Source organism: Flavobacterium hydatis (assembly GCF_000737695.1).
In the GTDB taxonomy this organism is placed as follows: Bacteria; Bacteroidota; Bacteroidia; order Flavobacteriales; family Flavobacteriaceae; genus Flavobacterium; species Flavobacterium hydatis.
In genome coordinates, this window is the sequence record NZ_JPRM01000032.1 from 13,776 (window position 1) to 27,692 (window position 13,917).

Below are 13,917 nucleotides of genomic sequence, written 5' to 3' on the forward strand. Positions count from 1 at the left end.
TTGGTTTATAAAAAGGTTACATCATTTTTTTTGGAAACAAAAATCTCATAATCGACTAATTCTGTATTTGCAATAATTCTAATAGCATCTATAGAACCGTTTTTTGTTTCTTTTCCATTCAAAAAGATTTTATTGGGTACTAATTTTAGTTTAATTGTGTCAGCGTTTCTTAAAGTATAATTGTCTTTAAAGGAATAAATAACTGTATCTATCTCAGATTCCATAAATAAAAAATTATCTTTTTCATTGTATTGAATTGTATTTAACTCATTAAAGTCTTGCCATAATTTCTGTTCGAATAATGCTAGATTACTAGATTTTTCAAAATTGGTTTGGATTGTATGAATTTGTTTTTGAACCAACCTAAGTATGGTAAAAGCCATACCTACTACTATTGCAGTAATAATCATGACAATCAATAACTCTGCAAGCGTAAATGATTTTAACTTATTTTGTGTCATCATATATACTTTGTTTAGAAACTTGTTTCTTGTTTGTAGTATTTACAGCGACAAAAAGCAAAAGTTTATTTGATTGCACATTTTCTTCATGAATTGCTATATCCCAAACTCCATAACTTTCTTGGTACGGAAGTTTTATGGCTTGGTTTTGAATTTCATATTCCAATTCGTTTAATCTGTTATCGATAGGATGAGTGTTCTTAGAAAAGGTATTAAAGACTAAATTATTTAAAACCAAACTAGCTATAATAAATATGATTACAATAAGTACCGTAGCTACAAGAGCTTCGATTAAAGTTGCTGATTTTATTTTTTTTAGTACAACCATTTCATGACAGTTTTTGGTTCTTGTTCTAATAATATTCCTCCAATTATATTAGGGATATTTTCATTTTCGATGGTTCCGTTATAGATGTGGTTCACAAAAATAGAACCTGACTGATTGGCAACAAATTGTTTTGTATAAACAGATCCCGAGACTTTACCTTTTAGTTCAAAGTTTGCATTACAATACACTTGTCCTTTAATTTTTGCATTTTCTTCTACTACAATTTGAGTTAGAAAATTAGCTAAATCATCTGTTTTATAATAACATATACTTCCTTTAAAATTTGTTCCTGAACGGATAAAAATTTTATTGTCAAATGTATTAGTTGATACTTCTACAGGATTTTTTTTAGTATCTTGATATAAAACGAGAGCAGAAGGATAGTTTAAATTACAATTTTTACCAACAGAAATTCTTTTAGATGCTATTGCTTGAAAGCTTCCTATTGTTCCATCCTCAATTTCAATAATAGGAGCGATTATAATTATATCTTTTAGTAATGTTGCTTTAGATATTTTTATTAGTGTATCCGATTTTATAATAATATTACCTGTCAGTTTTAGATTATCTAGAAAGATAGGACCTTTTGAGTAGTTACTTTTTGAATGTGTTTTAAAGGAATTTGTACTATTTCGATTGATACCTAAATTTATATAATCTTCTGCAGCAGTTGGTTTATATTCATTTAAGTAAAAAATTATTGCATCAATACTACTTTTTTTTAATGCAGGTAATTTAGGAGGGCTATTTTTTACTATTCCATAAGTAAGTTGGGAACCATAGTAACTGTTCCCCGCAATATAGCCAGATTTCACGCCTTGTTTGGGTAAAAAAATATTCCCTCGAATGGCAGTATTTCCTACTACCGCTAGTGGCGTTTGTGTTTCTTGTAAAATCAGAGTAGGGGATTCCTTTGCATTAATTGTTGAACCAATAATTGCGGTTTTAGTAAATTTCTTTTTTCGGAATTGAGTTACAACTGTTGCTTTTTCAAATAAACCCCATTGTGATAAATTGACTTTTACAATCTGGTTTTCTTTTTTAATGACATCAATTGCTATTGTATCAGTATTTAGCTCTTGTTGCTTTAACAAATAGTTTATACCACTATTAGATAACTGAATGTTTTCGATAGCACCTTTTGATTGCTCTTTCATATAAATAAAAGTATAGGCATATAACAGCAAAGCGCCCAATAATAAAGCAATTAATACCGCAACAAAAACAGTAAATTGTAAAGCTCCAGATTTGAGTTTTAATTTTAGATTCACTCAGCAATCATTATAAGATTTAAATTCCCTTTATACTTTACATAAATAGATTCTCTATCTCCGCTTTTAAGAAAAACTTCGTTAGCAGTATCTCCAATCTTCATATAGTAATTTTGTCCACCAATAATTAAAATGTAAACCTTCTTTTTTTCTTTAGAGTCAGAAATCAAACCTTTGTACTTAATAGTAGGCCAAACAATTACTTCTTCTGGTTTTGGCAGTTTTTTAATGCCTGAATTATTACTTTTAACTTTAGGAACAGATTGACCGGCATAAGCTTTGCCTAAAAAGGGATCTCTGTAATTAACATTTATACCGAAAGTATCTTTCTTTACAATTTTTAAAGGCTTAATTATAAATTCTGTAGGTCTATCTTCTACAAAATCATCGGGTGTAGTAAATGAAAAAAATTGAAATATCACAATACCCCATATTAGCATTACTACAGGTAAGAGAATGTATATGTTTTTTTTGTTTTTCATTAATTAGTTTTTTTATGAGCCAATTCGTTTTCTATCTTAGAAACACGTAAAACTAAATCTTTTAAGTTCTCAATTTCCTTATCTTGCAAATTTATTTTCTTTTCCTGTGTGATAGTGTAGAGTGTTAATTCCTCAATTTTTTTTAACAGACTCATATTCATTTCAGCAAGCATAAGCCCATTTTTTTCTATTTCCTTAGCAGATGGAATTTCTGGTAAGTGGTTATTTAGTTTTATAAATTCTTCGACTTCATGTAAAGGTTTTAACTTGTAATCGTTGTCAAAAACGTAGTCAGGAACAAGAGCTCCTAGCATATCAACTTTTACTTCTTGTGCATGAATTTTTCCTTTAACGGTAAGTTTTTCATCAGGAGATTTAGTTCCGATGCCTACATTGCCCACAACTATAAAATTGTTTACCAAATGAGTTTCATTCATATTTGGTACATAATCCTGAATATTCGAAAGAATATCTGTATTTATTGGCTGTCCGTTTAATTCATAGTTAATAGTTTTCATATTTTCCCCCGTTGATTTTGTCCAACCAGAAAATTTATAACCCTCGCCATGATATGCAGGAGTATATGGTACATCTAATGCTAAGTACTTTTTGCCATTGTAAATACATGTTTTTAAATCCCAATTGCTATAATCATCAAATGATTGAATTGAAGCAGAGGTGCCATTATAAGACGATGAAGAATTAATCTCGGCTACATTTATTCTATTAAAAGCACTTGGATTACCTCTAAAAGCAGTTATTGTACCTACAGCATTATTCATTCCTAGTAAAGTGTTATTATATATCTCATGGAGTAAAATTAGATTTCGAACATAATCACCAACACCATTATGGCCAATATTAATAATTTTATACTCGTCTGCAACTGGAGTTACTTGAGCACTTAAACTTATCGGAATGTATAATAAAAGGAGGTAGATAAATTTTACAGATTTATGCATTTTTCAATTTTGTTTAAATGAAATTATTTTTGAAGTTCTATTTTTTTCTCAATTTTGGATAATCTTTCAAAAACGGATTTAAAGGCTTCGTTTTCTTTTTCTAATATTTCTATTTTATTTGATTGAATGTTGCTTATTTTTTCTTGCTCAATCATATATAATGTCATTTCCTCCATTTTTTTTAACAAACTCATATTCATTTCAGCAAGCATAAGACCATTTTTTTCTATTTCTTTTGCAGAAGGAATTTCAGGTAAATGACTGTTTCGTTTTATGAATTCTTCAACTTCTTGTAATGATTTTAGTTTATAATCATTAGCAAAAACATAGTCGGGTACAGGGATATCAGTATTTAAATCAATTCTAACTTCTTGAGCATGAATTTTTCCGTTCACAGTAAGTTTTTCGTCAGGTTTTGCCGTACCAATACCTATATTACCATTTCGGATAGCTTTAATTGCCAGATTAGCTCCATTTTGTGTAAAGGAATCACCTACATATAAATCCCAATCTGAGGTCATAGGTACAAATTTAGTTACAGTTAAATCATTCCCAGTAGCATTTAATGGGCGATATGTTCCATTAAGGTTTATTGAAGTTACTTTTATATCTACAACAAGATTATTATTTAACTGCCCTAGAGTATTGATTGCTCTAATCCTAAAGCGAGGACTACCATATTCGGTATTACAATCGATAGTAAAATTAACACCATTACCCAAATACGGATTGTTATTAATACGACCAGTTTCACGCCAAATTGCTGGATTTGAGTGGGATACTGAGGCTAAGTGTGTGGCAGCAGCAGCTATATCATTTCTTGTATAGCTTATAGAAATTTGATAATAACCAGATGCATTGGCCGCAAAAGGGCTTACTCCTACAAATTCGACATAATCTCCTATAGCATATCCTGCAGGAAAATTAACAGTTGTTTCATATTCATTTACGAATGCAACATTACTGTTATCAATATTAGAGTTTGATTTTGCTGAAATTTTTGAGTGAGCAAAAATTAATAACAGCATAATAAGAAGGGACTTTTTCATAATTTTATTTATTTTCAATAATTTTTATTCTTTTTTCTAATCTTGATTGATTTTTTTTCAGAATCTCATTCTCTTTTTTCATCTCAATCATGTACAAAGTTATTTCTTCTATTTTTTTCAACAGACTCATATTCATTTCAGCAAGCATAAGCCCATTTTTTTCTATTTCTTTAGCAGAAGGAATTTCAGGTAAATGACTATTTTGCTTGATAAAATCTTCGACTTCATGTAAAGATTTTAGTTTGTAGTCATTGGTAAAAACATAATCGGGAACAAGTGCTCCTAGCATATCAACTTTTATTTCTTGAGCATGAATTTTTCCTTTAACGGTAAGTTTTTCATCTGGAAGCGTAGTACCAATACCAAGGTTTCCCATAACATATAAATTACCTGTATTTAATGCTGCATTTACTCCAACATAATTATCCGGAATAGTTTTAAAAGTATGTACAGGACCATTTACTTCATTATATGGCAAAGGGTTTTGTACACCATCATAAACAACTTGATTTATAGCATAATTAGATTGATAAAAATAGGTTGTATTACCACCTTTAAGCCAGATAATTATACAGTGACAAGTACCATGTGTAGTTGCATCACTCCAGCCTCCTATAAAATAACTAGTTGCAGTTATATTTGTATCTATAAAGTTTGCCCCATTGCCATAATTACTAATATGGTATTTAAAACTAGCCATCAAGGCCCCTCTCCATGAAGAATCATTATGCGTATTACTTCGACCTAATATTAAATTTGTGGGTACATTATTATCCCATCCTCCATCTATAAACGTTACGGGATAAAATTTATCGATATCACCTTTTACAACAAAACTACCAGAAATCTGGCTATAATTTTTTGTCAGAAAGAGCATAAGTAATATTACAAAAGAATATTTCATTAATAGGTTTGATTTTTTATTATTGTAGAATATGAAAATTACTTATTTTTTTAACTTCTTGTGAAGAAGGAATTTTGGATAAATCATATCTTTATGTAAGAAATAATTTTTACATGTATTTCATAATTAAAGAAGTAAGCTTTTATGTATTTAATGAAAATACTTTACTTGTTATTTTAGTTCAAAATAAAACTAAAAACAGAGCTTCTTGCGCTTGTATTCCCTGCTTGATCAAAGGATTTCGCATACCAGTAATACGTTCCTGTAGTTAGAGTTTTCGCATAAGGACTTTTTACCTGGTCTTTAAACTGAAGATTAGTTAAAGCATTATCTTTAAAAACGTAAATGCTATCTTTTTCGACACTTCCATTAATCGGAGTTCTGCTAAATTGAAAATTTATTTCAGTATTTGTTGTAGTACTTGCATTTGCAGGACTAGTAAGTACAGGAGTATTTGGCGCTTTGGTATCGACCAAAATAGCTCTAGATGTGTATAACGTTTGTTTTGATCCATTACTAGCTCTTACTTTCCAATTGTAGTCGCCATCGGTAAATGTATAATCAAAATTTAATGATGATGCATTCCCTTCTTTTACTACTTGATTGTTATTATCGGTTATTTGTACCTGATATTCGGTTGCTCCAATTATTGATTGCCATGAAAGTTTTTGAGAAACAGTTTTGGTAATTAAATTATTATTAGGAGATACTAATACAACCGTGTTGTTTTCGAAATCATCATTATTTAAAATCTCAAGAGTTTGAGTTTTATATTTTGTTTCATAACCACTATTTACAGCCTTAATACGCCATTGATATTTACCAATGTTTAATTGTCGTGTAAATGAATTTTTAGTAACTAATGTATCTACAACAATTTGTATTGGCGATGTAAAGTTTGGTTTTGCAATCTGTAAGCGATATTTTTCAGCATTTTCGACTTTATCCCAAGAAAAAGAAACTCCAGTCGAAAATAAAACAGCATCATTAGTTGGAGCAATCAGGTTTACTTCTTTATCCGAAATATCATCAACAAATAATATTTCTTCGCAAGAAAACAAGGATAAAAAAACAAGACTTAGAGTAAATTTATATACAAGAGATTTATTCATTTTTATTGTAATGTATTTTGATTTATTAGAATTAACACTAAAAAATCAAAACTGATTTAATTAAGATTTAAAAAAGACAGGTAAGAGTATAATGGTATAAAATTACATATCAAAAAGACTTTTATTTTTTCTTTCACCCTCTGGGATTATTGATTTGGTATTTCCTTTACAATTAGTATCGCTTGTAACGATATCGGCTATATACCATTGTCCTTTAGCGTTAGCCGACCAACAAAATTTACTTGCCTGATATCCTACTATCGTTTCTGGGTTTATATCAATTGTTTCAGTCTTTTTACCTGATTTGTATAATATGACAAGATATTTTTTATCATGAGGGTTAATTAAATAGTAAGCATCGGCTTGTCTTATTTTTGTAATTTCATCTATAGTTAGACTTACTGCCAAACTTGTTATTATTTGAGAATCTTTAGTGTCTTTAAGTAATCTAAAAACATCAGTATTATAATTGGCATTTAATTCATTAACCAAGCCGTTTATATCAAAGATTTTAATAGTTACCAATTCGGGTTTTTTAGGTAAACTATCGATGTAGGCAACTTTGGTTTGGTTCTGGTTGTATTTAGCTTTAGAGGCATAAACTTGATTCAATTTTCTATTAAATGGAACAATACCAATAGAAACTCTAATTTTATTTTCGAGTTTAGGTAATGTTCTTATCGAAAAATTGTTTTCTACACCATTTTTTATTTCTGCTTGCCCTATACTTCCTAATTCAGGGGAAGATATTGCAATTTTGTAAGTCTCATTTTTTATTTTAGTGGTTTGACATGCAGTACATACTACAAGTAGCAACACAACTATTTTCTTAATCATAATTTAAAATTTAGATGAAATGTAATCTGGATTTTCGGGTTAAATCGCTATAACAAATTTTTAACAAATCTAACAAAATATGGGTAGACTTTTGTGAGATTTTATGTAATTTTTCATATACCTGAATTATTCTAATAAACCTTGATTTTGGTAGTTGTTCTAACCTTATATATTACATTTGTTTGCTTTAAAAATTACTAACTTAAATATTAAAAAAATGCGAATTTATTACTCTCTTTCCTTATTACTAATTTCTTTTTCGATGTATTCTCAATTATATGATTCAGGTAACAAAATAGGAGGTAAGGTCATCTGATTCTTTAATAAAAAATAGATAAATAAACAATTAATTTAATAAATACAAAACAATGAAAAGAATACTACTTATATTCACAATCCTAATTTACAATACTGTTTCAAGTCAAATTTTTTCAACCAATACAACTCCAGTTGGTTGGGAGCATAATATATTATTTAACGCTGGAACTCGTTATACAGTAACACAACAAGGTCCTGCTTTCGATATTCCAACTTTGTTTGATGGCAGGATGATGCCTCACTATACTTCTACACCTATATCAGTTGCAAATCCAAGTATAATTACTATTGAAGGTTTACCAGAATTTCATATTCAGGCTGGAGCATGGATAGGCTGGACAACACGTTATTGGCCTGCAACACGATTCAAAATTGAAGGTTTTGATACCAATAGTTGGGTGACTTTTGTAGATTATTCATCAATTGATTACTCTGGATTCAGTTTTTCTACACGTATAATTACTCCAGGAACTTACACAAAACTAAAATTTACATTTTACACTTCTGAAGGTGCAAATGGAAATTTAGGTCTTTCAGAATTGTTTTTTATTCATCCCGAAGCCACAACTCCTTATGCCGGTTTGTTTTCTTCATCTATTAATAATTGGGAATTTAACGGAACCAATTTAGCTTATAGTGGAAATGTTGGTATAGGAACAGCAACAACCGGAACACATAAATTAGCAGTTGACGGATCAATAGGAGCGAGGGAAATTAAGGTTGAAATAACAACTTGGCCAGATTACGTATTTAAAAAAGAGTATAGTTTACCAACTCTAACTGAAGTAGAAAAACATATTATTGAAAAAGGACATTTAAAAGATATTCCAACTCAAGAAGAAGCCCTTAAAAACGGAATTAATTTAGGCGAAATGAACGCTAAATTATTGCAAAAGATAGAGGAGTTGACACTTTATATGATAGTTGTAAATAATAAAGTAGACAACCTTGAAATTAGCAATAAAAAGCTTTCTGAAGAAAATAAAACATTACTCAAGAAAGTAATAAAATTAGAAAGTAAGTAGTTTTAACCTTATCGGGTATTCAATAAAAAAGCAACTCAATTATGAGTTGCTTTTTTTGTGATTTGGATTGTGTCTTATCATTGCGGATGCAAAGTTGGGAGACGTTCGCACAGCGTATGCAAGAAATTTCTTTTTTAGAGAAGACTTCATATAGCTAGGACAGAAAAAAATTCAGCGTTATGTTATACATATCTTCGTTATCGGTTTCAACTAAAATAATAGAGGTATAAAATCTATCAACCAAATAATCATTAATATGACTATTAATAAAACTGGACCTCCAATAATTAAATTTACTAAAGAATTTTTTTTTACTAAAATTTTACTTAGCAAAACAGTATCCTTTTTTCTGAAAAAATTAATTGTATTCATTATTAAATATCTTATTAATGCTCCAACATATTCTGCAATATATCCACCACTTAATACTTCTAGAATATTCATAACTATTTATTTATTTATTTATTTATTTTTTTTGAGTATTTGGTAGATGTTTTAATAATTGCTTCTGGAGTTTTAACTGGTTTTACCATATATTTATTTACTTGTCTTATAATAAATCCTTTTGTAGCTGGAGCAAGCCTCGCTACAAAAGTTCCTTTAAACGCTTTATTAAAGCGAGCAACATCAATACCTTTTATTAAATTAACATCTCCAATATGACCAACTAAAGCAGATCCAGCACGAATGACATTGGATATTCCTGCATCTAAAACCTCATTTGGGTCTGCACCGTAACCATCAAGATGCCTAGCCGATTTTGTAAAAGCATTTGTACCATGAACAAACATATCGTCTCCAAATTTATAATATGAGTAACCAATTCCTTGAAATATAGAAAGGCCAATTGGTAATTTTGTTTTATCAGAATCTAATAAATTTCTAGTATTTTCAAAAATATTAGGAATATCTTTGGTAATTAGATTTGGCGTGTCAAAGCTATGTGTATGGCGTGTAATCACTACTCCTGTTATTAGTTTACCATCATTAAATTCACTAGAAACTGAGCTAGTTTGAAATCCCCATTCTTCACCAAATTTCCTTAATTCACCAGGTTCTAATCCAGCTCTAATTGCTTTATTTCGCTGAATATTTGCCCAAATTTTCCAAGTCCAGCCTCCATCAGGATCAATAGCACCAATAGGATTATTCCCCATTCCTAAATAAGGAGAACTATATTGTCCGTATGGGTCAGGTGATAACCATCTCCCAATCCTTCCATCCCAAAGCCTTAACTGAAATGCCTCCATGTTGGTTTCTGAGTCTTTCTCTTGTCCCTGATAAGCGTAACGGTAATTACTTAACGAGTTACGCATTGGCAGTTGTTCTCCAAATGGGTAATAATCGGCATACGATTGTATTACAGGATTCCCCCCCGCTTTTTGTATTACCGCCCTTACATTGCCCAAATGATCCGTAATTTCGTAACTACTCGTAGCTGTCGTTTTATTGTAAACGCCTAATCGGTTTAAACCAAAAATAGATAAATCAGTTTGAGCTATACTACCTCCGTTTGGTAAATTATACACAGCGAGTGTATTACCAGATAAGTCGAGCTCATAAAATGTTGTATTTTGTAACAAGAAAGTACTAGTGTTATAACTCTCTTTTTTTATACGTTGCCCTCTCTCATTGTAAAAGAATTTTACCACTACATTAGTAAGGCCTTTTCTTATTTCGGTAACTAAACCTTGTGTGCTGTAAAAGTAATATAAATTTTCCTGAACATTACGAGTCATCTGTCCAATTGCATCATATTCGTAGTTATTTGCAGCTTGATTCTCTATATCTGTTGGGTCTGCTGTTGCTACTGCATTTTCGGTAACACTGTTTAATTGGTTTTTACCTGCATAATTGTACGTTAAATTATCGATTATAAGACCAGTCTCATTGGTGCGTTGTAAGGTTTTTATATTTCCATTCGGATCATAAGTTAGCCCTCCTTCAGCTAGGCTATTTGTAGGGTTTATTGCTGCTGTGCTTGAATTTGTATTACCAAAAGTAGCAGTTGTTAACCAGTTGTTACGATCATAGTTGTATAGATATCCTTTTTGGTTAGCAGTGCTTCCCGAAAAGTCTCCGGGTACTCCTTTATTAGTCCAGCGCGTCGCTTTTATATTTCCGTTATAGTCAGCTCCTGCAGTAGGAGAAGAGGTTATGTTTCTGCCAGTACGTAAATAATCTCCATTATAATAATCAAGTGACACCCCAAACACATCATTAGCATCTCCGCCAGGATCTTTACTAGACTCCAAGCTTGGGTGGTTTATGCTCTTGAGTTGTCCGCCAAGTGTATAAACATAATCAAGACCTTGTAAACCTAGGGCAATATTAACTCTTTTCAATTCGCCTGTTTTATAATAAGCATAATCTGCCTGAGTCGCAAAAGAGTTATTATCAGTAGAAGTCTCAACTTTAGTTAATTCACTATTGCTATCATAAGTATATTGATGTACAAAAAGTTCAGGAGACTTGTCTTTCTGAAATAATACTTTTTTCACATTACCCTTATGATCATATTCATAATGAATGGTTTTAGCGCCAATGCCTTCATTATATTGAACCATCCATTCAACTCTGCCATATATATCATAACTATACCAAGTGATAGCGGTAATGGTTGCAGCTGGTTTTGTATAGCTAATGGCTACATTACCCGAAAGATTATTTTGGGTATAATTTGTAGTTGGAATTCCTGCGGTAGCCAAAACACTATTTAATGTTAAGTTCGTAGGTAGAGTTTCGGATGTTAAGTTATTATCTGACGAATCATATATTGTAAATGTTTGCTCAGTTTGTGTTCCTGCAATTAAAGCAGTATCTGGGTTTGAAGCTGTAGCGCTAGCCCAATTAGCATCTACAACACCACTTTCTATAGGTCTGCTATAGGTATCGTAATTAATATAAGAAATTTTAGAATCATTTTGAAGTGCACTTTGCGAATAACGTATCTGTCCATCATTTCTATAAATGAATTTACTTGTACCTTGATCAGAACTGGTTGTTTGTATTATCTGTCCTAAAGTGTTATAAGTATAGGTAGTTGCGAAATTAGGAGAACTCAAATAACTAGGGGAAGCAATTATAGAAGTATTTGCTACAAAGCCATTTGGTTGTATTGTTTTTATTAATTGGCCTGTTTTATTATATATATTTACTTCATAGTCGTAATAATTTACACTATAGGCAATTCCCAATACACCACTATCGTACGTTGGTACACCTCCTGAGATATATGTTTTAGGGTCGCTAAGTGGAGTGGTAACAGCTTCAATTCTGTAGGCATTACCACCAATTAAACTAGAAGTAATTAAACCTGTTTTTAAATTAAAAATATTGTATAATGAAGCATTTCCTATTAATGAAATTTGGTTAGACTGTGTTCCTGTCGGAATATGTACATCGACAAATCCTTGTGTACCAATAAGTGATACAACAGGATAACTTGTTGTTCCGCCTGATCGGGCAGAGGCTAAGAGTTTCCCTTCACCATCCGTAAAGGCAACATTTTCATTCCCGTTAGCATCTATAGATACGGATTTATGAAAACTAGTTACCACTTCTTCTTTGCCGGCGGTTATTGTACCTTCATAATAATCTGTACCAAATACATAATACATTTCCTGAGCCGCTGGTACTGTATAGGAATAACCTGTTTTCCATTCTCCATTTATTTTATTACCTCCAACAACATTAATGACATTTCCAGGATTAAGTTGGTCATAGTTGTTTTGGGCAAAAGGTTGCGCTGCTGTAGCTTGATATAATTCGTCGGTATTATTATCACTATAGTAGTTCGCCAAGCTTTCTTTTCCAGAAACCGATGTTAAATTTTCAGCCGTTGCTTTAAAACTACTTCCAGATGTAGCAGTTACTGTAAAGCCAGCACCTAAGGTTATACTAGAAGAAGTTAAACTTATTGTTAATCCGTTACTGACTGCACCGTTTGCCAAAATCGATTTGGTAGTTTTATAATCTTTACTAGAGGTTATAGCTCCAATCGAGAGATTTACAGGGTATAATTCAAGTTGTGTTTGCTTAGCATCTGTTAAGAAATTAGTTTTTTCAAAAGTAGCTAGAGGAGAGGGAGCCATAAAAGAATTTTTATCTGGTCTGCCAAAATCATCATAAGTAGTTTCCGTTCCCCAAATTTTATTGGTTACATAATCTTTGGATAAGCTTACAGTTGGCTTTCCCAAATCATCAAAATAAATTCTGGATTGATTTATTGGATTGCCTTTACTGTCATAAGAAATTTCATGAGTCCAATGGTTATTTTGGTCATATGCATAATCTGCAGATAAATCATGATAAGAATTTAAACTGCATCCGTTAGGGAGCTGAGGTACGGGGCTGATTTCATAAAAAACTAAGTCATGACTAACAATTTTTGCTCCATATCCTGTAGGAAGCCCATTGTTATCATTTAACGGCCCCAAATCACCATCATAAGCAACAGTTGGTCCTAAATCTTCTATTATTCCAGTTTTTAAAAGACAAGTACTTATACTTATTGGTGAACTAGAAGGATTCTCTGTACCTAAATAAATGGTTAATTCATTTTTATCAATACTAAGTACAGCGTTACTCCCGGTAGAATTATTACAGGTAAAAACATTTCCTAATGGCACTGAACGAGTTACTGGGGGAGCTCCTAGTAGCTCCTTTCTTAAATTAGGTCCTGTTGGTATAGTTTTAAAATCTAAATTAAAAGGAGTGTAAATCACTAAACTGTTATCCTTTATTTTAGCATAATGACCTGTATTATCTTCACCTTTACTAGATAAGATAGGCCCTAACTCCATATCTGGTAATGGTGGAGAACAATTTAAGGTTTTAATAACACCTGTTCTAATTTTTCTAGGCGCCCAAGAAAAGTTAAAATTTACGGTTAAAATATTATTTTTAATGCTTATTGAACCTGCAGTAAGACTTGTTTGTACAGGCACAGTGAAATCTGTTATTTGTATGACCTGATAAAAATCAGGATAAACAATTTTATAAGGTTTCGTTTTAACAATACTGTCAAATCTAGGAGTGCCTAAAACCGCCATTGGTAACAATAATAATAAGTATATATATATTTTCATTGATATAGAATTTATCTTTATGTATGATATTTTTTTGAATTCTAGAAAACTCTATGGTTTTTCTAATAGTTTGTATTA

Annotated in this window: 12 protein-coding genes; 1 reads left to right on the plus strand and 11 read right to left on the minus strand. The window is 31.1% G+C overall.

What is annotated here, in order from left to right:
- Window positions 1-5 precede the first annotated feature (5 nt).
- The 9 genes from IW20_RS18190 to IW20_RS18230 all read right to left on the minus strand — a co-directional run bounded on the left by IW20_RS18190 (window position 6) and on the right by IW20_RS18230 (window position 7,406).
- Window positions 6-464 (minus strand): PulJ/GspJ family protein, encoded by a 459-nt coding sequence (locus IW20_RS18190; RefSeq protein WP_240478511.1) that lies wholly within the window; start codon window positions 462-464, stop codon window positions 6-8.
- Window positions 448-789 carry a hypothetical protein gene (locus tag IW20_RS18195; RefSeq protein WP_035625654.1) on the minus strand — a complete coding sequence of 114 codons (342 nt, stop codon included), beginning with the start codon at window positions 787-789 and terminating at the stop codon, window positions 448-450. Before IW20_RS18195 ends, IW20_RS18190 begins: the two co-directional genes overlap by 17 nt.
- Window positions 777-2,060, minus strand: coding sequence for a hypothetical protein (locus IW20_RS18200; RefSeq protein WP_035625657.1), 1,284 nt, complete (start codon window positions 2,058-2,060; stop codon window positions 777-779). The genes IW20_RS18195 and IW20_RS18200 overlap by 13 nt, the downstream gene beginning before the upstream one ends.
- A complete protein-coding gene (locus IW20_RS18205) occupies window positions 2,057-2,542 on the minus strand; it encodes a hypothetical protein (protein ID WP_035625659.1) in 486 nt (161 codons plus the stop codon). Before IW20_RS18205 ends, IW20_RS18200 begins: the two co-directional genes overlap by 4 nt.
- Window positions 2,542-3,504: a tail fiber protein gene (locus IW20_RS25475; RefSeq protein WP_051885917.1), complete on the minus strand. Its 963-nt coding sequence runs from the start codon at window positions 3,502-3,504 to the stop codon at window positions 2,542-2,544. The genes IW20_RS18205 and IW20_RS25475 overlap by 1 nt, the downstream gene beginning before the upstream one ends.
- Window positions 3,505-3,527: 23 nt before the next feature.
- The gene (locus IW20_RS25480; protein WP_123869482.1) at window positions 3,528-4,553 is read right to left on the minus strand and encodes a hypothetical protein; all 1,026 of its coding nucleotides are present in this window, start codon (window positions 4,551-4,553) and stop codon (window positions 3,528-3,530) included.
- A 4-nt stretch (window positions 4,554-4,557) separates the two neighbouring features.
- Window positions 4,558-5,457: a tail fiber protein gene (locus IW20_RS25485; RefSeq protein WP_051885921.1), complete on the minus strand. Its 900-nt coding sequence runs from the start codon at window positions 5,455-5,457 to the stop codon at window positions 4,558-4,560.
- A 176-nt stretch (window positions 5,458-5,633) separates the two neighbouring features.
- Window positions 5,634-6,569 (minus strand): hypothetical protein, encoded by a 936-nt coding sequence (locus IW20_RS18225; protein ID WP_035625663.1) that lies wholly within the window; start codon window positions 6,567-6,569, stop codon window positions 5,634-5,636.
- A gap of 102 nt (window positions 6,570-6,671) precedes the next feature.
- Entirely contained in the window at window positions 6,672-7,406 is a 735-nt protein-coding gene (locus tag IW20_RS18230; RefSeq protein ID WP_035625666.1) for a hypothetical protein, read from the minus strand.
- Window positions 7,407-7,774: 368 nt separating this feature from the next.
- Here IW20_RS18230 and IW20_RS25490 point away from each other — a divergent pair, with 368 nt between their 5' ends.
- Window positions 7,775-8,749, plus strand: a complete 975-nt coding sequence (locus tag IW20_RS25490) for a hypothetical protein (RefSeq protein ID WP_051885922.1) — start codon at window positions 7,775-7,777, stop codon at window positions 8,747-8,749.
- A gap of 210 nt (window positions 8,750-8,959) precedes the next feature.
- On the opposite strand, the gene IW20_RS26135 is transcribed toward IW20_RS25490, so the two are convergent.
- Together IW20_RS26135 and IW20_RS18245 are read right to left on the minus strand one after the other, a co-directional pair.
- Complete coding sequence (locus IW20_RS26135; RefSeq protein ID WP_035625670.1) at window positions 8,960-9,193, minus strand: hypothetical protein; 234 nt, start codon at window positions 9,191-9,193, stop codon at window positions 8,960-8,962.
- A gap of 14 nt (window positions 9,194-9,207) precedes the next feature.
- Window positions 9,208-13,839 carry an RHS repeat domain-containing protein gene (locus IW20_RS18245; protein WP_081912513.1) on the minus strand — a complete coding sequence of 1,544 codons (4,632 nt, stop codon included), beginning with the start codon at window positions 13,837-13,839 and terminating at the stop codon, window positions 9,208-9,210.
- Between the last annotated feature and the right edge of the window lie 78 nt (window positions 13,840-13,917).